The sequence below is a fragment of the Actinoplanes sp. NPDC019969 genome (genome assembly GCF_055562375.1).
Genome location: NZ_JBVHFK010000014.1, coordinates 241,242 through 258,937 on the forward strand (window position 1 = coordinate 241,242; position 17,696 = coordinate 258,937).

The 17,696-nt window shown below is 70.7% G+C and carries 18 protein-coding genes; 11 read left to right on the forward strand and 7 right to left on the reverse strand.

Annotated features, from left to right (window positions below; genetic code table 11):
- Positions 1–56 precede the first annotated feature (56 nt).
- Positions 57–689 carry a futalosine hydrolase gene (locus ACZ3II_RS35860; protein ID WP_465523784.1) on the reverse strand — a complete coding sequence of 211 codons (633 nt, stop codon included), beginning with the start codon at positions 687–689 and terminating at the stop codon, positions 57–59.
- On the reverse strand, positions 686–2,503 hold the full coding sequence (locus ACZ3II_RS35865; protein WP_465523786.1) for an MFS transporter: 1,818 nt from the start codon (positions 2,501–2,503) through the stop codon (positions 686–688). The genes ACZ3II_RS35860 and ACZ3II_RS35865 overlap by 4 nt, the downstream gene beginning before the upstream one ends.
- Before the next feature lie 108 nt (positions 2,504–2,611).
- On the opposite strand from ACZ3II_RS35865, the gene ACZ3II_RS35870 reads away from it, so the two are divergent.
- Positions 2,612–3,457, forward strand: a complete 846-nt coding sequence (locus ACZ3II_RS35870; protein ID WP_465523788.1) for a DUF3027 domain-containing protein — start codon at positions 2,612–2,614, stop codon at positions 3,455–3,457.
- Between the two features lie 3 nt (positions 3,458–3,460).
- On the opposite strand, the gene ACZ3II_RS35875 is transcribed toward ACZ3II_RS35870, so the two are convergent.
- Positions 3,461–3,667: a DUF2530 domain-containing protein gene (locus ACZ3II_RS35875; protein WP_465523938.1), complete on the reverse strand. Its 207-nt coding sequence runs from the start codon at positions 3,665–3,667 to the stop codon at positions 3,461–3,463.
- A gap of 232 nt (positions 3,668–3,899) precedes the next feature.
- Between ACZ3II_RS35875 and ACZ3II_RS35880 the strand changes: the two genes are divergently transcribed.
- From ACZ3II_RS35880 to ACZ3II_RS35895, 4 genes are all read left to right on the forward strand, one after another.
- Positions 3,900–5,330, forward strand: a complete 1,431-nt coding sequence (locus tag ACZ3II_RS35880; protein ID WP_465523790.1) for an NCS2 family permease — start codon at positions 3,900–3,902, stop codon at positions 5,328–5,330.
- Positions 5,331–5,447: 117 nt separating this feature from the next.
- Positions 5,448–5,879, forward strand: a complete 432-nt coding sequence (locus ACZ3II_RS35885) for a MarR family winged helix-turn-helix transcriptional regulator (RefSeq protein WP_465523940.1) — start codon at positions 5,448–5,450, stop codon at positions 5,877–5,879.
- Positions 5,880–5,942: 63 nt separating this feature from the next.
- Positions 5,943–7,271, forward strand: a complete 1,329-nt coding sequence (locus ACZ3II_RS35890) for an MFS transporter (RefSeq protein ID WP_465523792.1) — start codon at positions 5,943–5,945, stop codon at positions 7,269–7,271.
- A 318-nt stretch (positions 7,272–7,589) separates the two neighbouring features.
- Positions 7,590–8,027 carry a hypothetical protein gene (locus ACZ3II_RS35895; RefSeq protein WP_465523794.1) on the forward strand — a complete coding sequence of 146 codons (438 nt, stop codon included), beginning with the start codon at positions 7,590–7,592 and terminating at the stop codon, positions 8,025–8,027.
- Between the two features lie 407 nt (positions 8,028–8,434).
- Here the strand turns inward: ACZ3II_RS35895 and thpR are convergent, their stop codons facing one another.
- The 4 genes from thpR to ACZ3II_RS35915 form a co-directional block, all read right to left on the reverse strand.
- Positions 8,435–8,980 (reverse strand): RNA 2',3'-cyclic phosphodiesterase, encoded by a 546-nt coding sequence (thpR, locus tag ACZ3II_RS35900; protein WP_465523941.1) that lies wholly within the window; start codon positions 8,978–8,980, stop codon positions 8,435–8,437.
- Positions 8,929–9,990 (reverse strand): septation protein SepH, encoded by a 1,062-nt coding sequence (sepH, locus tag ACZ3II_RS35905; protein WP_465523796.1) that lies wholly within the window; start codon positions 9,988–9,990, stop codon positions 8,929–8,931. Before sepH ends, thpR begins: the two co-directional genes overlap by 52 nt.
- 214 nt (positions 9,991–10,204) lie before the next feature.
- Positions 10,205–11,323, reverse strand: coding sequence for a phosphoserine transaminase (gene serC, locus ACZ3II_RS35910; protein ID WP_465523798.1), 1,119 nt, complete (start codon positions 11,321–11,323; stop codon positions 10,205–10,207).
- Between the two features lie 2 nt (positions 11,324–11,325).
- A complete protein-coding gene (locus ACZ3II_RS35915) occupies positions 11,326–12,432 on the reverse strand; it encodes a citrate synthase 2 (protein WP_465523800.1) in 1,107 nt (368 codons plus the stop codon).
- A gap of 213 nt (positions 12,433–12,645) precedes the next feature.
- Here ACZ3II_RS35915 and pdxH point away from each other — a divergent pair, with 213 nt between their 5' ends.
- The 6 genes from pdxH to ACZ3II_RS35945 are packed head-to-tail and all read left to right on the forward strand — an operon-like array spanning position 12,646 to position 17,687.
- Positions 12,646–13,269 (forward strand): pyridoxamine 5'-phosphate oxidase, encoded by a 624-nt coding sequence (gene pdxH, locus ACZ3II_RS35920; RefSeq protein ID WP_465523943.1) that lies wholly within the window; start codon positions 12,646–12,648, stop codon positions 13,267–13,269.
- A 32-nt stretch (positions 13,270–13,301) separates the two neighbouring features.
- Positions 13,302–14,549: an MFS transporter gene (locus tag ACZ3II_RS35925; RefSeq protein WP_465523945.1), complete on the forward strand. Its 1,248-nt coding sequence runs from the start codon at positions 13,302–13,304 to the stop codon at positions 14,547–14,549.
- Between the two features lie 10 nt (positions 14,550–14,559).
- Positions 14,560–15,480 (forward strand): aldose 1-epimerase family protein, encoded by a 921-nt coding sequence (locus ACZ3II_RS35930; RefSeq protein WP_465523802.1) that lies wholly within the window; start codon positions 14,560–14,562, stop codon positions 15,478–15,480.
- Positions 15,480–16,115, forward strand: coding sequence for a nitroreductase family protein (locus ACZ3II_RS35935; protein WP_465523947.1), 636 nt, complete (start codon positions 15,480–15,482; stop codon positions 16,113–16,115). Before ACZ3II_RS35930 ends, ACZ3II_RS35935 begins: the two co-directional genes overlap by 1 nt.
- 50 nt (positions 16,116–16,165) lie before the next feature.
- Positions 16,166–16,462, forward strand: coding sequence for a type II toxin-antitoxin system VapB family antitoxin (locus ACZ3II_RS35940; RefSeq protein ID WP_465523804.1), 297 nt, complete (start codon positions 16,166–16,168; stop codon positions 16,460–16,462).
- A gap of 49 nt (positions 16,463–16,511) precedes the next feature.
- The gene (locus ACZ3II_RS35945; protein ID WP_465523806.1) at positions 16,512–17,687 is read left to right on the forward strand and encodes an acyl-CoA dehydrogenase family protein; all 1,176 of its coding nucleotides are present in this window, start codon (positions 16,512–16,514) and stop codon (positions 17,685–17,687) included.
- The last annotated feature ends 9 nt before the right edge of the window (positions 17,688–17,696 follow it).

Sequence of the window (17,696 nt, forward strand, 5' to 3'; positions counted from 1 at the left end):
CCGGTGGACAGGTATAGGGGAACCGTTTGCGCGACCGCGACTTTTCGCGGCGCGATTCAGGGAAAGGTATCGAGAACGGGAGAAGCGGCCCGGAGCGCGGCGAAAGCATCCGGGATACGCCAGGACCCGCGGTCGCGAGGGCCGATCGGGTTGGAGATGGCGCGCAGCTCGGCGAACGGGACGCCGGCCCCCTCGGCGGCGACCGCCACCCCGTGCCCCTCCATGGCCTCGGCGACCGCCAGCGGGAAACGGGCGGCGAGCCGGTCGGCGGTCTCGCCGGTGCCGGTGACGGTGGCCAGGGTGAGCACATCGCCGCAGATCGCCTCGGGAAGGGCGGTGCGCAGGGCCTTGACCAGGTCCGGGTCGGTGTCCAGAGCGCTCGTGCCGAAGCCGAGCTCGTCGATCGGCAGGAAGCCGCCCGGGGATTCGGCGCCCAGATCGGCGGCGATGCTGCGGGTGGCGACGACCAGGCCGCCGACGGCGACCCGGCCGGGGAAACCGCCGGCGATCCCCGCGCTGATCACGGCGCGGTAGGAGCGGGTGGCGAGCAGGCGTGCGGTTCCCGCGGCGGCGGCGGCCGGGCCGACACCGACGGCCTCGACCACGATCCGGTCCGGGTCGAGGAGGTCACGGACGGCTTCGGCTTCGGCGGCGACAGCGGTCACGACCAGGAGGGGGTACGGGCTCACGAGTCCTCACTGTTCGTCGGCTCACCGTCGGTGTCGGCGGAGGAGGGCCGGTAGACGTGGTATCCCGGCGGCGCCGGAGCCGGCTTGAACGAACCCGTGGCACCGGAGTCGCCGCCGAGCCGCCGGGTGGTCGGCTCGTCGTCGGTGAGCCAGTCGTCGTCGGGGCGTGCGGCAGTGAACGACCGCGTGGACGGCCCACCGGCCCGCGTCTCCGCCTGCCGGTCACCGTTGCGGGCGCCGGGCACGGCAGGGGTGGCGGCGGCGACCGGTGGTGCGGTCTTCTCCCCGCGACCTCGCCGCCAGCGCCGGCCCTTGGCCGCAGGGGCGGGGGCGGGGTCCATCACCTGGGTGTCGCCGTCCCGGGCCGGGTCTTCACGAGGCGGGCTGGAGGGGGCGGGACGGGTGCTTTCCCCGTACTCCGCAGCCTGGTTCTGATCCGGGGGTGGCGAGGGAACCGCGTCGGGGCGGCCGGAGAGGCGCTCGTTGTGCAGGCGGGCGGCGGACCAGGCGGCGCGAAGGGCGGCCAGGACCGCCAGCACCGCCGCGAACGCGATGCCGAGACGCCCTGGGAACGGGATGAGGCCCAGGCCGCCACCGGCGACCCAGGCGAGCATCAGCGCGGTCTCGGAGTGGGCGAAGGCGGTGGCGCGCTGCTGCTCCGGGACGCGTTCCTGGATGCTGGCGTCGACGGCGAGCTTGGCGATGCCGCTGAAGACGGCGGTGATCAGCGCGAGCAGCGTCACCATCGCCAGGTTGTAGAAGATCGTCGTGAGCACCGTCACGCCGGCGACCACGACCAGGCCACTGGACTGCAGCGCGAGGGGCCGGCGGATCCGCAAGCTGGTGCCGGCGGCGGTGGAGACGAAGGTGCCCAGCGCGAGCGCCCCGCCGACCAGGCCGGCGGCGGCGCCCCGGCCGACCTCCAGGCCGAACACCACGGTGTCGAGCTGGTTGCCCATGATCGCGAAGGTGAGGAAGAGCAGCAGGAAGCCGTAGAGCAGGCGCAGGCTGCTGCTGCCGATCAGGGTGGCGACGATCAGGCGGCCGGAGAGGGGCTTCTCGGTGCCGCGGATGCGCAGGACCGCCCGCCAGGCCTTGGGCAGGGCCTCCGGGGGGTCCGAATCGGCGCGTGGCGGCAGGCGGAGCGCGACGACCATGCCGACCACGAAGATGATCGCGGCGACGCGTAGCGGCCACTGTGGCCCGAATTTGAAGGCGAGCAGGCCGATCGGCGCCACCAGCGCGCCGGCGAACGTGCCGTAGACGCTGGCCCGGGCGCCGGCCTGGGACAGCCCGATGCCGTCCGGCAGCAGGCGGGGGACGGCGGCGGAGCGGGCCACACCGTACGCCCGGGAGAAGGCCAGCACCCCGAACGCCGCCGGATAGAGCGCCCAGCCGGTCAGGTGATCCGCCATCACGTAGGCCAGGAAGGCCCGGCCCAGGAAGGTGGTGGCGAGCGCGTAGCGCCGGCCGTGCCGGAAATGGTCGAGCAGCGGGCCGACCACCGGCGCCAGCAGCGCGAACGGCACCATCGTGATCAACAGGTAGAGCGCGACCTTGCTGCGGGCCTCGCCCAGCGGAACGCTGAAGATGGTCCCGGCCAGGCCGATCGCGATGAGGGCGTCACCGGCACAGGAGACCGCGTGCAGGTCGAAGAGGCGGATCATGCCGATCTCGCCGGCGGCGCCGCGGGCCCGCGCCGAACCGACCCGGCGGGTGGCCCAGGCGCTTCCGCGCACCGAGCCGCGCACCAGCAGCCGGGCGGCTTTGACGCCGGAGCCGACGGTGCGTCCGAGCGAGGGAAGCAGCGGCATGGGAACCATCCTGACTGATGTGGGCGACCCGCGTCCTGTTCCGGTGTCCGGCGATCCGCCCGGGTCCCGTTGTCCGGCTATCTGGGGAGTCGTTGCGGGCTACCGGGGTTGGTAGGCAACAATGGGCGGGTGACCTCCAGGACCACTTCCCGCGCCGCCCGACTCGACCAGGTCTGTGCCGATGCTGTCGGGGTGGCCAGGGGTGCCATCACCGAAGTGGACCCCGACGACATCGGTGACCATCTCGAAGCCGTCGCCGAGGGCGACCGTGTGGTTACTCACTTCTTTGAAAGTCACCTCGACGGCTACAAGGGCTGGCGGTGGGCCGTCACGGTGACCCGGGTGCCGCGCAGCCGGCACGTGACCGTCTGCGAGACGGTCCTGCTGCCCGGGCCGGACGCGCTGCTCGCCCCCGGCTGGGTGCCGTGGAACGAGCGGGTTCAGCCCGGTGACCTCGGCGTCGGCGACCTGATGCCGACCGCGCCCGACGACGACCGGCTCGCCCCGGGCTATGTGCTCAGTGACGACGCCGCCGTCGAGGCCGTCTCGTGGGAGCTCGGCCTGGGCCGGTCCCGCGTGATGTCGATGGAGGGCCGGATGGAGACGGCCCAGCGGTGGTATGACGGCGACGCCGGCCCGGAGGCCCCGATCTCCGCCGCCGCCCCGCGCAACGCCCGCTGCGGCGCCTGCGGCTTCTACCTGCCGCTGGCCGGTGCGATGCGGTCGATGTTCGGCGTCTGCGGCAACCTGTACGCGCCCGACGACGGCCGGGCGGTCAGCGCCGACCACGGGTGTGGCGCCCACTCCGAGGCGCTGCTCAGCACGCCGGCCGAGCCGCCGGTCGACGAGCTCCCCACGGTGTACGACGACAGTGAGGTCGAGTCGGTGGCGGTCAGCCGCGGGCACGGCTCGGTGGAGTCCGGTGAGCCGGCCGAGGATTACGGCCACAGCTGACGGTCAGTCGCCGACGCTGAACTCCGGGTGCGTCAGCGCCCGGCGGCGTCGGCGTTTCCGGTCGTGGACCACCATGGTCAGGGTGCCGGGGACGCCCCACACCAGGCCCGCGACGCTGATCGCGACCCAGTGCTGCGGTGCGCCGGCCAGCCAGGTGATCAGGGACGCGACGGCGAAGGCGGCGACGCCGGCGAGCGCGAACGGGACCATCGGCGGGTCCAGGGGCTCGGGCCGCGGTTTCGTCCCGGTCACCACGGCGAGAACCGGTAGGGGCTCACCGGTTTGCGTGGCGGGAGACAGGTCACTCACTCCGACAGGGTACGGCCATTACGCATCGCATCCGCGCAGCGCGTGAGAGTTGTAACATCACTTCGCTTTTACCGAGGTAGTTGCATCTGAAAGCATGCGCGCGTCGATCATGCGTCATCTTTCGGAGAGTCCCATGTCTGCTGATACCGAACCGGCTGCCGGAACGGCGAAAAACGCCTTCGACCGGTTCTTCGAGATAACCAAGCGCGGCTCCACGCTGAGCCGCGAGGTCCGTGGCGGCATCGTCACGTTCTTCACGATGGCCTACATCGTCGTCCTCAACCCGCTCATCCTGGCCGGCGGCGCCGACAAGTCCGGCGCGCAGCTGCCGATCACCGCGCTGGCGGCCGGCACCGCGCTGGTCGCCGGGGTGATGACCATCCTGATGGGGGTGGTGGGCCGGTTCCCGCTGGCGCTGGCCGCCGGCCTGGGTGTGAACGCGCTGGTGGCGTACGAGATCGCGCCGCAGATGACCTGGGCCGACGCGATGGGCCTGGTCGTCATCGAGGGCGTGCTGATCGCGATCCTGGTGCTGACCGGGCTGCGGACGGCGGTGTTCCGGGCGGTGCCGACCCAGCTGAAGACCGCGATCGGTGTCGGCATCGGCCTCTTCCTGATGATCATCGGACTGGTCGACGCCGGTTTCGTCACCCGGGTCCCGGACGCTGCGAACACCACCGTCCCGGTCGGGCTGGGCCAGAACGGCAAGCTGATGACCTGGCCGCTCGTGGTCTTCGTGATCGGCCTGCTGCTCACGCTGGTGCTGTTCGTCCGCAAGGTCAAGGGCGCGATCCTGATCGGCATCCTCGGCACCACGGTACTGGCGATCATCGTGGAGGCGGTGGCCAAGCCGGGCGGCTGGTCGCTGAACACGCCGGCGCTGCCCGAGAAGATCATCGACACGCCGGACCTCTCGCTGATCGGCCAGTTCAACGTGCTCGACTCGTGGACCACGGCCGGCCCACTGGTCGCGCTGATGTTCATCTTCACGCTGTTGGTGACGGACTTCTTCGACACCATGGGCACGATGGTCGCGGTCGGGCAGGAGGGTGAGCTGCTCGACTCCGAGGGCATGCCGCCGCGTGCCAAGGAGATCCTGCTCGTCGACTCGGTCGCCGCGGCGGCCGGTGGCGCGGCGAGCGTGTCCAGCAACACCTCGTACGTGGAGAGCGCCTCCGGTGTCGGCGAGGGCGCCCGGACCGGTGTCGCCAGCCTGGTGACCGGTGTGCTGTTCCTGATCGCGATGTTCTTCGCCCCGCTGGTGAAGGTGGTGCCGTTCGAGGCGGCGTCGACCGCGCTGGTGGTCGTCGGCTTCCTGATGATCACCACGGTGCGGCAGATCGAGTGGTCGGACTACACGATCGCGGTGCCGGCCTTCCTGACCGTCACGCTGATGCCGTTCACGTACTCGATCTCCAACGGCATCGGGGCCGGGATCATCACGTACGTCGTCCTGAAGCTCGCCGCCGGCAAGGCGAAGGACATCCGCCCGCTGATGTACGGCATCGCGGCGCTGTTCGTGCTCTACTTCGCCCGGGGCCCGCTGGAGGCCTGGATCCTCTGAGGTTCTGCCGCCGTCACCGGGTGCGCTAGCGTGCCCGGTGACGGCTGTCATACAGGTCGACAGATGTCGTTAGCCATGCTTATTAGCTAAGCTAAGGATCGTGACGGAGCGGGGATGATGACGGAGCGCACGACGGCGGACACGCTGGCCAAGACGCTGCGCGACGCGATCATCCGGTTCAGCCGGAGAGTCCGGCAGGCCCGCCCGGTCGGCGATCTGACGTTCAGTCAGCTCTCCGCGCTGACCAGCCTCCAACTGGCCGGCTCGATGACTCCGCGTGAGCTCGCCGACGTGGAACGGGTCCAGCCCCCGACGATGACCAAGATCGTCGGGAAGCTGAAGGAGCGCGGGCTCGTGGCGCAGAGCGCACATCCCACCGACGGCCGGCAGGTTCTCCTGGAGGCCACCGATGAGGGGCGTGCGGTGTACGCGCTGCACGAACGAACCCGTAACGAATGGCTGGCCGGGGCGTTGGACCGGCTCACGCCCGAGGAACGGGACACCCTCGCGAACGCCGCCGAGATCCTGCACCGGATCGCCCGCGGCTGAGCACGGCCCGCCTCGTCACGCCGCGATGACGCGTACGACTTCGAGGGGGCTGTTCTGAACGCCGTGTTCCGATCCCTACAGGTCCCGAACTACCGGCTCTTCACCGCCGGTCAACTGGTGAAGCTGATGGGCGTGTGGATGATGTTCACCGCCCAGGACTGGCTGGTGCTCGAACTCTCCGACAACTCCCCGGGCGCCCTGGGGACGGTGACCGCGCTCCAATTCGTACCGGTGATGCTCCTGACCCTGTGGAGCGGCAAACTCGCCGACCGATACGACAAACGCAAGCTCCTCATCGCCGCGAACGCCGCCTTCGCGCTCTTCGCCATCGTCTTCGCGGTGCTCGTCGCCGCCGGGGTCGTCGAGCTCTGGCACGTCTTCGTCTCCGCGCTGTTCCTCGGCATCGCCAATGCCGTCGAGACCCCGGTCCGGCAGGCGTTCGTCTCCGAACTCGTCGAGATGCGCCTCCTGCCGAACGCCCTCGCCCTCTCCGCGGCCACCTTCAACGTGGCCCGGATCAGCGGGCCCGCCCTGGCCGGCGTGCTGCTCGCCCTGCTCTCCACCCCCGCGGTGTTCCTGATCTCGACCGCGCTGGCGATCGCGCCGGTCTTCACCTACCTCCGGATGCGCACTGCCGATTTGCACCGGGCCGAGCGCAAGGCCCGCGGCAGCACCCGGGTGATCGACGGCCTGCGGTACGTCGGCAAGCGCCACGACCTGCTCCTCCCGATCTGCATGATGGCCGTCATCGGCATGATCGGCTTCAACTTCCCGGTCACCCTGGCCGCCCTCGCGAAGATCGATTTCAACGCCGGCCCGTCCACGTTCGGCCTGCTCACCACCTGTCTGGCGATCGGCTCCCTGGGTGGGGCGCTGGCCGGCACCCGGCGTCGCTCCCGCCCCGGCGCCTACCTGGTGATCGGCGCCGCGTTGCTGTTCGGCATCTTCGAGTTCGCCGTCGGCTTCGCGCCGAACTTCGTGACCGCCGCGATCCTCCTCGTCCCCACCGGCTTCTTCTCGATCTACCTGGCGCAAGGCTGCAACCATCGCGTGCAGATGGGGGTCGACCCGGAGTACCGCGGCCGCGTCATGTCCCTCTACGTGCTGGTCTTCCTCGGCACCACACCGATCGGGGCCTCGCTGTCCGGCTGGTGGGGCGAGCACTTCGGCGTGCCGTCGAGCATCTGGGCGGCCGGTCTGGTGAGCTTCGCCGCCGCGGTGGGCGCGCTGATCTGGCAGCTGCGGGTCTCCGGCGACAAGATCAAGCTTGCCGTACGCCCCAAGCCCCATCTGTCCGTGATCAGCCCCCCGGACCCGTCTCCCGCGTCCGGACAGGCGGCGCGGCCGCATGCCGAGCCCTTCGAGCGCTCCGTCCCCGCGGCGCGCGTCTGACTTCGTCGTGCGCTAGTGATATACAGCACAGTGATGCGCCTTCCTTCGGCGCTTCGCCGGTTCGGGCGGCGTTGGATCCCGGGGAAATACGGAAACCCCTCGCGATCCCCTCGTTCGAGGGAATTCCGAGGTCAGAGTGGGTGATGTTGGCACGGCAGGCTCCTCCGAACGGGTATTCCGGACCGGCGAATCAGGGCCTAGCGTCGAACCGTGGCGATCGCGCACATGGCTGTGCTTTCGGCAGCGCTCTCAGCGCTGCTGCTACTCCCGTGCGCCGCGATCATTCTGCTCAGTGGCGATACGTCCGATTTGCGAAGCATGCTGACTCGCAAGGGCCGCCAGGAGTTGCGGGCAGATGACCGTGAGCGCGCCGACACCCGTCATCTGGCCCGCGGAGTGCGACGCCGGATCGACCGGGGCCCCCGCAGCCGCGACGACCGGACCTGGCGCCGCGTCGACCGCTCCCTGCGGACCTGGGACCAGACCTCCCGCCTCGCAACCCTCCGCCCACCGCCGATCGAGCAACTCGCCTACCACCTGCGCCGCCTCGACCACGAGCGCCGCAACGGCCTGGCGAAGCGTTCGGAGCTGTGGCTGGCCGCCGTCATGCGGGGTTACGACACCCGCCTGCAGATGGCCTGCCAGTGCCTGGACATCCCGGAGCGCCTGGAGTCCCTGCACGGCGTCGAACGCGACCTCGAACGCCTCCGCCTCGAATCCCTCCTCGAAGCCGCCGGCCTGGTCCTCCGCCGCTGACATCCTCGCTCAGCCGGCTCTCATGGCTGCCTCCGTGCGCCCGAGACAGCCATGACGACCAGCCGGTGTTCTCGGCTTTCCGGTCCCGCTGCTGTTGTTCCCGGGCGGCCGGTTCCACCGGCCCCCGCGCGCCGCGTTTGTTCCTGGCCGGTCCGTGGATCTTGCTCGGCTGGTTCTCATGGCTGTCTCCGCGCCCGTGAGGCAGCCATGAGAACCAGCCGGGGTTTTCTGCCCGGACCGAGCGCTGCCCGGGGCGGGTCCGGCGGTGGTCCGGCTGGTTGTCAGGGCTGTCTCCGTGCGCTGGAGACAGCCCTGACAACCAGCCGGGCGAAGTGACGTGGAAGTCCGGTCGACGGTGGGACGTCGTTCTCGGTTCGGCTGTGGTGCGGACGGATCGGGGGCCGCGCTCAGGTGCTCGGCGTGCCGGGGTGGGTCCACAGGTGGTGGTAGTCGCCGTCGCGGCTCTCGACCAGTGTCAGGGCGCCCGCCGTCCACGGCGGGCCGGTGTAGGTGTCGAGGGCGGCGACGATCCGGCGGTCATAGCGGTAGGTGATCGTCAGATGCGGACGGAACGTTCGTTCTTCAATCGGGAAGCCGGCGTCCACCAGCACGGCGCGGATTCGCTCCCGAAAGGCCCCCAAGAGCTCCAGATCGCCCTGCAGCCCGGCCCAGACCACTGATCCGAAACGGCCACCACCCGCGAGCCTGAGGTGCAGCAGGCCGGGTGTCGGAACGTCGGCGAGGGTCTGCGTGACGACCGTGGTGGCCTCGTCCGGGACGTCGCCGAGGAAAGCCAGGGTGATGTGCCACTTGTCCGGGCGGCGGGCGGCGCCGGGGGGAAGGTGACGGCGCAGGTGGTCGCGGGCCTCCGAGGACGGGAAGACCGCGACGAACAGGCGGCTCAGGAGGACTCGCGGGCTGCCGGGCCGCCGCCGAACAGCACGTCGTCCCAGCTGGGGAGGCGCTTGCGCGGCTTGTTGGTCTCTTCGCTCTCGGTGCTGGCGGCCTGCGGGGCCTGGCCCACCGTGCGGCGCGGGCGCAGCACCGCCAGGGACGGGACGGCCGGCACCTCCTTGGGCAGGTCGGCGTCGTCGTCGAAGGCGGAACCGGAGCCGCCGCCGAGCAGGGCCGCGGCGCCACCGGCGACCGGGCGGCGGGTGGCGGGCGACTCGAGGCTGCGGCCGGACGAACCCTCCAGCGGCCGGTCCAGCGAGGCGAGGAGCGCGTCGCGGCTGGCCCGGATCGAGTCGCGGGTGGAGGCGCGGGCGGCCGGGTCGGCGCTGGGCAGGCCGTGGCCCCCGCGGCTCGGCTCGGAGCTGCGGGCGGGACCGGGCAGGCCGTGGCCGCCGCGCTCGGGCGCCGGCTCCTGGCCGAGGATCTGGGTGGGGCGTTCGGCGCAGAGGTACTGCGCCATGTCGTCGTGCGGCGAGACGACCTGGCGGCCCTTGTCGAGGTCCCAGATGGCCTGGGCGGTGGCCTTGCCGGACGGCCAGGTGGCGACGATGCGCCAGGTGCCGTCGTCCTTGCGGAACGCGTCCCAGGAGATCTTCTCGGTGTCGATGCCGTGCTGGGAGAGGCGGCTGTCGACCACCTCGGACAGCGGCTGACCGGAATCGGACGTCTTCAAACGGGTGCGGCGGGCGTGCTGGGCCAGCATGGCGCGCTCCTGCAGCACCGGGCCGGCGTAACGCAGGACGCGGTCGACGGGCACCCCGGCGATGCGGGCCACATCCTCGGCGGACTCGCCGGACCGGATGCGGGCCTGGATGTCCCGTGGTGACAGGGAGGGCATCGCGGCCTCGGCCGTCAGCACCGCCACCGTGGCCCCCGCGGGTGCGGGGCCCTCGGTCAGCACGCCGGAGACCCGGTCGTCGATGGGAAGGGCTAGCAGGCGACCCACCTCGTCGGCGAGCACCAGTGCCTGTCCATCCTCGGAGAGGGCGACGAAGCGTACCGGCCGCATGCGTTGCCTCCGTCTCGTCGCGTTGGCCTGTGCTCCCGAGGATCATTCACGGGGGCGCGTTTCGGAACACGGTACGCGCCTTGGTCACCCTATGGGGGTAAGCCACGCCGTCAAACTGCTGACCAGCAGAGATGATCTTCGCCTCCGCTGCCGCCCTCCCATTTACGCGTACGTCTACCCGCCCGTCAACCGCGATGAACACCGCTGGAGTGATTCAGAGCCGTTCCACCACGTAGTCGATGCACGTGGTGAGAGCCGTCACGTCGGACGGGTCCACTGTCGGGTACAGGGCGACGCGGAGCTGGTTGCGGCCGAGCTTCCGGTACGGCTCGGTGTCCACCACGTCGTTGGCCCGCAGCACCTTGGCGATCGCCGCCGCGTCCACGCTCTCGGCGAAGTCGATGGTGGCGACCGCTGCCGATCGCAGCGCCGGGTCGGTGACGAACGGCTGCGCGTACGGCGACCGGTCGGCCCAGCCGTAGATCGCCTCGGCGCTCTCCGCGCTGCGCTTGACCGCCCAGGAGAGGCCGCCCTGCGCGTTCATCCAGTCGACCTGCTCGGCGGCGAGGAAGACGGTGGCCAGCGCCGGGGTGTTGTAGGTCTGCTCCAGCCGGGACTGCTCGATCGCGGTCACCAGGTCGAGGAACTGCGGGATGTAGCGCTTGGCCGCCTTGATCTCGTACGCCCGCTCGATCGCGGCCGGCGAGAACACCGCGAGCCAGATGCCGCCGTCGGAGCCGAGCGCCTTCTGCGGGGCGAGGTAGTAGACGTCGGTCTCGCTGACGTCCACGTCCAGGCTGCCGCCGCCGGAGGTGGCGTCGGTGAGCAGCAGGGCGCCCGGGTCGGCGCCGGCGACCCGGCGGACCGGCACGGCGACACCGGTGGACGTCTCGTTCTGCACGGTGGCGTAGACGTCGACGCCGGCCTCGGCGGTCAGGTAGGCCGCCTGGCCGCCGGGCGCCCGGTGCACGGTCGGCTCTGCCAGGAACGGGGCGTCGGTGACCGCCTGCACGAACTTGGCGCCGAACTCACCGAACTCGGCGAACTGCGCCTTCTCGCGGACCAGGCCGAACGTGGCGGCCTCCCAGAACGCGCTGGTGCCGCCGTTGCTGAGGACGACCTCGTAGCCCTCGGGGAGCGAGAAGAACTCGGCCAGGCCCCGGCGCAGGCGGGCGACCTGCTCCTTCACCGTCTTCTGCCGGTGGGAGGTGCCCATGAACGTGCGGGACACCGCGGAGAGCGCCTCGACGCCCTCGGGACGGACCTTGCTCGGGCCCGAGCCGAAACGGCCGTCTACGGGTTTGATCTCGTCGGGGATCCGGATGTCAGCCACGGTCACACATTATGCGGCAGCTGGTTCCAGCCCTCGACCTCCTGCGGCTTCCGCGGCTCGGCTCCCACATAGTGGAGGCCGGGGCGCAGGATCCGGCCGAGCCGCTTCTGCTCCAGGATGTGCGCGCTCCAGCCGGCCATCCGGGCACAGGCGAACATCGAGGTGAACATGTGCGCGGGGACCTCGGCGAAGTCGAGCACCACGGCGGCCCAGAACTCCACGTTCGTCCACAGCTGCAGGTCGGGCTTGCGCTCGTGCAACTCGGCCAGCGCGGCGCGTTCCAGCGCTTCGGCGACCTCGTACCGCGGGGCGCCCAGATCTTTCGCGATGCGCCGCAGCACCCGCGCCCGGGGATCCTCGGCGCGGTAGACCCGGTGGCCGAACCCCATCAGCCGCTCGCCGCGGTCCAGCACGTCCTTCACGAACGACTCGGCGTCACCGCTGCGCTCGACGTCCTCGATCATCTGCAGCACCCGGGTGGGGGCGCCGCCGTGCAGCGGGCCGGAGAGCGCGCCGATCCCGCTGGAGATGCAGGCCGCCGCGTCGGCGCCGGTGGAGGCGACGATCCGGGCGGTGAAGGTGGACGCGTTGAGACCGTGCTCACAGGACGAGATGAAGTACGCGTCGACGGCCTTGACGTGCCGCGGGTCGGGCTCGCCGCGCCACCGGCGCATGAACCGCTCCACGATGGTCTCGGCCTTGTCGATGTCCTTCTGCGGGACGGCGGGCAGGCCGAGGCCGCGGGCCGCCTGGGCGACGAAGGAGAGCGCCGTCACCGACACCCGGGCCAGATCCTTGCGGGCCTGCTCGTCGTTGATGTCGAACATCTGGGACAAGCCCCAGTACGGCGCGAGCATGGCCACCGCGGACTGCACGTCCACCCGGATGTCACCGGAGTGCACCGGCACCGGGAACGGCTCGGCCGGCGGCAGCCCGGGACCGAACCTGCCGTCCACGAGCAGGCCCCAGACGTTGCCGAACGAGACCTGCCCGATCAGGTCCTCGATGTCGACGCCGCGGTATCGCAGCGCGCCACCGTCCCGGTCGGGCTCGGCGATCTCGGTCTCGAAGGCGACGACGCCCTCGAGCCCCGGCTTGAAGTCGGTCACGGCACTCCCTGTGGAACCGAACAGCGGTGGGTGATTCATCCTGCCTCCCGGGTAACGGCAAGGTCGACCCATCGCGATTGTGCTCTCGATGACACCCATCCTGGTTCACCTGACGTTTCGTGGCGCGGGACTTAACGTCGTTTCCGCCCCATGGGCCGATAGGACCGAACGTGAGGAGCAGGTGTGGTCACCGAACCGCCGTCGCCGGCCGGGATGCGCCGGGACTACACCGAGTGGCCGCCCCTGGTGGAGGGGGCTCTGGCCGATCACTGGACCGGCCAGTTCGCCGCCTGGTTCGCCGACGCGGCGGCCTTCGGCCTGCCGGAGCCCAACGCGATGATCGTGGCGACGGCGGACGATCGGGCCCGGCCGTCGGCGCGCACGGTCCTTCTCAAGGGGTACGACGAGGGCGGTTTCGTATTTTTCACGAACTATGAGTCGCGCAAGGGTACGGAGATCACGCTCAACCCGTACGCAAGCCTCGTCTTCCCGTGGTTTCCCATGCAGCGCCAGGTGATCGTGGCCGGGCCGGTGGAGCGGGTGAGCCGGGCCGAGACCGAGGAGTATTTCGCGTCCCGGCCGCGCGGATCGCAGCTCGGCGCCTGGGCGAGCGCGCAGTCGACGGTTCTGCCCGGCCCGGAGGCGCTGGAGGAAGGGCTGGCCCGGGCGGCGGAGCGGTTCGGGGATGGGCCGGTTCCGGCGCCGCCGCACTGGGGTGGGCTGCGGGTGCGGCCGGAGACCGTGGAGTTCTGGCAGGGGCGCAGCAGCCGGTTGCACGATCGGCTGCGATACCGGCGTACGGATGACGGCTGGGCCGTCGAGCGGCTCGCGCCTTGAGTCAGGAGACCGCGCGCGAGTCCCGGTCCTGGATGATCGACACCCGTCCGCTGGGCGTGCCCACGTTCCGGCGGACATGGATCGGCAACGGCGCGTCGTTCTTCGGGTTCCAGTTCACCGCGGTGGCCGTACCGGTGCAGATGTTCGCCATCACCGGCTCGCCCACCTGGGTCGGGCTGCTCGGGGTCGCGGGCCTCGTACCCCTGCTGATCTTCGGTCTCTGGGGTGGCGCGGCCGCCGACGTGGTGGACCGCCGCAAGCTGCTGCTGACCAGCTCGGTGATCACCTGGGTGACCACGCTGGCGCTGCTGGGCCAGGCGGTCCTCGGGATGCGCAGCGGTCATCTGCTGCTGGCGCTCACCGCGGTGCAGTCGGCCGGGTTCGCGGTGAGCTCCCCGGCACGGCAGGCGATCGTGCCGCGGATCGTGCCGAAACCGCTGGTCCCGTCCGCGAACACGCTCAACTACACGGCGACCACGGCCGGTGGGGTGCTCGGGCCGCTCGCCGCCGGCGTGATCATCGGGATCTGGTCGACCGGCGCGGGCGTGGTGGTGGCGTACGCGGTCGATGTCCTCCTGTTCACCGTGACGTTCTGGGCGACGTGGAGACTTCCCGACATCCCGCCCGTCGTCCGGCACGATGCCGAGAAACCGAGCGCCGGGCTGCGCGGGATCGCGGTCGGGCTGAAGTTCCTGGTCACTCAGCCGGTGCTGCTGCTGTCGTTCGCGATCGACCTGATCGCGATGGTGTTCGCGATGCCGCGGGCGCTGTTCCCCGCGGTCGCCCAGGAGCAGTTCGGCGGCGGCTCGGCGGTCGGCTGGCTGTACAGCGCGATCGCGATCGGTTCGATGCTCGGCGGTCTGACCTCGGGCTGGATCAGCCGGGTCCGGCGGCAGGGGCTCGCCCTGATCGTCGCGGTGGTCGGCTGGGGGCTCGCGATCGGGCTGGCCGGGCTGGCGACCAGTCTGTGGCTGATGGTGGTGCTGCTCGCCCTGGCCGGGCTGGCGGACCTGGTGAGCGCGGTCTACCGGCAGACGATCATGCAGACGTACGCGCCGGATCATCTGCGGGGCCGGCTGCAGGGCGTGTTCACCGTGGTGGTGGCGGGCGGGCCCCGTCTCGGCGACCTGCGGGCCGGGGTCACCGCCGATCTCGCCGGCGTCGGCACGTCCTGGGTCGGTGGCGGCCTGGTGGCGGCCGGCCTCGCCGTGGCGCTGGGGCTCACCTCGCCCGCGCTGATCCGATACCGGCCCGAGCCGGGCGAGGCGGACGACCGATAGTGTCCCCGGTATGAGCACAGAGTCAGCCGCCAGGTCCGGGATCCAGTGGTCGATCGAGGCGGGCGGTCACCGTGCCGTCCTGGTGGAGGTCGGCGGGACACTCCGGTCGTACTCGGTGGACGGCACCGAGGTGCTGGACGGGTTCGGCACCGAGGAGATCTCGCCGGGATCGGCCGGGCAGATCCTGGCGCCCTGGCCCAACCGGATCCGGGACGGCGTCTACACCTTCGAGGAGCAGACGTACCAGCTCGCGCTCACCGAACCGGCCCGGCGCAACGCCATCCACGGCCTGGTCAACTGGTCGCGGTGGCGGCTCGCCGAGCGGTCCGCCGACTCGGTGACGCTGGAGTTCGACCTGCCCGCCCAGGTGGGATACCCGTGGTCGCTGCTGCTGCGGGCCCGGTGGACCGTCTCGGCGGACGGGCTGACGTGCGCGCAGGAGGTCGTCAACACGGCGGGCTCCAACGCGCCGTGGGGGTACTCGGTGCACCCGTACCTCCGGCTGCCCGGGGTGGCGGTGGAGGACACCGTCCTGCACGTGCCGGCCAAGTCGCGGATCCTGGCCGACAACCGGCTGCTGCCGATCGGGGCGCAGAAGATCGCCGGGACCGAGTTCGACTTCTCCGAGCCGCGCCGGATCGGCGACCTGGTGCTGGACACCACGTTCGGTGACATCGACTTCGGCGCCGACGGGATCACCGCGGTCACCCTGGCGGACGCCGGGTCGGACCGCAAGATCGTGGTGTGGGCGGACGAGAAGTTCCGCTACTGGCAGGTGTTCACGGCCGACACGCTGCACGGTGAACGGCACCGCCGGTCGATCGCGGTGGAGCCGATGACCTGCCCGCCGGACGCCTTCCGGACCGGCCGGGACCTGGTCGTCCTCGAGCCCGGCCAGACCTGGTCGACCTCGTGGGGGATCCGCGCCTGATGGAGTTCGACGAGGTGGTCCGCCGCCGGCGGATGGTCCGGGGGTACGACCCGGACCGGCCGATCCCGCCGGAGCTGGTGGACAAGATCATCAGGCACGGGCTGCGGGCGCCGTCGGCCGGCTTCTCACAGGGCTGGAGCTTCCTGGTCCTCACGTCGCCGGAGGATCGGGAGCTGTTCTGGGCGAGCACCGTGGAGGGCGAGGGCCCGGTCGAGGGCTGGCTGGCCCGGATGCGGACGGCGCCGCTGATCATCGTGCCGTTCGCCAACAAATCGGTTTATCTTGATCGGTACGCCGAATCCGACAAGGGCTGGACGGATCGGGACGAGTCGCGCTGGCCGGTGCCGTACTGGGACATCGACACCGGGTTCGCCGCGTTGCTCATGCACCTGACCGCGGTCAATGAAGACCTCGGATCATGCTTCATCGGGATCCCGGCGGGGAAGACATCAGCCGTCAAGGACGCGTTCGGGGTGCCGGCGGAGTTCCGCCCGATCGGGGCGCTCACCGTCGGATACCGGGGCGCGGACAAGAGGTCACCGTCACTCCGCCGCGGCCACCGGCCGGTGGCGGACGTGGTGCATCATGGCCGGTGGACTTCGGAGTCGTCGGAGGCTTCGGCGGGCAGGGCCTGACCGACCAGCGGTCAGGCCGGCATACGGTTCTCACGGAAAGGGTGGCCGCTGTGATCTTCAAAGCGGTCCGGGACGGAGCCCCGTACCCCGATCACAACACCACGCTCAAGGAGTGGGCGGAGATCCCTCCGCGCAAGGTCTGGCTCGCGGATCTGATCACCACCAAGCGTGAGCTGGCGCTCGACAAGCTCCTCGCGGAGGACTCGACCTTCTACGGCGATCTCTTCCCGCACGTCGTGGAGTACCAGGGCTTCTACTACCTGGAGGACGGCCTGCACCGGGCGCTGCGGGCCGCTCTGCAACAGCGCAAGGAGATCCACGCCAGGGTGCTCGTGCTGGACGAGTGAATCGATCAGCATCTGTCGATGTTGGACGGCTACCCGTTAGCTTGAATTCATGGGTGTCCGACCGCTTGACCTGCTGGATCTTGACGACCTGCTGAGCGGAGAGGAGCGCGACGCCCGCGCTCTGGCCCGCCGTGTGGCCGACGATCACGTTCGTCCCGAGGTTGCCGGATGGTATGAATCGGGCCGCGCCCCGGTCCGCGACCTCGCCGTCGAGCTGGGCAAGGCCGGCCTCTTCGGGATGCACCTGACCGGGTACGACCTGCCCGGCTCGTCGATGGTCTCCCTCGGCCTGGCCTGCATGGAGCTCGAAGCCGCCGACTCCGGCATCCGTTCCCTGGTGTCGGTGCAGGGATCCCTGGTGATGTACGCGATCTGGCGGTACGGCTCGGAGGAACAGCGCCTGCAGTGGCTGCCCGCGCTCGCCGCCGGCCGGGCGATCGGCTGCTTCGGGCTCGCCGAACCCGACCACGGCTCCGACCCCACCGGCATGTCCACCCGGGCCCGCCGGGACGGCGACGACTGGGTGCTCGACGGGGTGAAGACCTGGATCCTCAACGCGCCGATCGCCGACATGGCGGTGATCTGGGCCAAGGCCGAGAAGGGCGTGGTGGGGTTCGTCGTGCCGACCGACGCGCCCGGCTTCGCCGTCCACGAGATCGATCACACGATGTCGCTGCGGGCGTCCAGCACCGGTGAGATCTGTCTGGACGGGGTACGGCTACCGGACAGCGCCCGGCTGCCCGGCGCGCGGAGCCTGATGGCGCCGCTGTCGTGCCTCACCGAGGCACGGCTCAGCATCATCTGGGGAGTGCTCGGAGCGGCCCGGGACTGCCTGGACACGGCGCTGGACTACGCGGCGGGGCGGGAGCAGTTCGGCCGGCCGATCGCGGGGTTCCAGCTCACCCAGGCGAAGCTCGCGGACATGGCGCTGGAGCTGCAGAAGGGGTTCCTGCTGGCGTTGCATCTCGGACGGTTGCGGGACGCCGGCGACCGGCCGTTGCGGCCGGAACAGATCAGTGTGGGGAAGCTGAACAACGTACGGGAATCGCTCAAGATCGCGAGGCAGTGCCGGACGATCATGGGCGGGAACGGGATCCGCGGCGAGTATCCGGTGATGCGTCACGCCAGCAATCTGGAGAGCGTGCTGACGTACGAGGGCACATCGGAGATCCACCAGCTGTCGATCGGGCAGAAGCTGACCGGCTTGAACGCTTTCGCGCACTGAGCCGCGCTC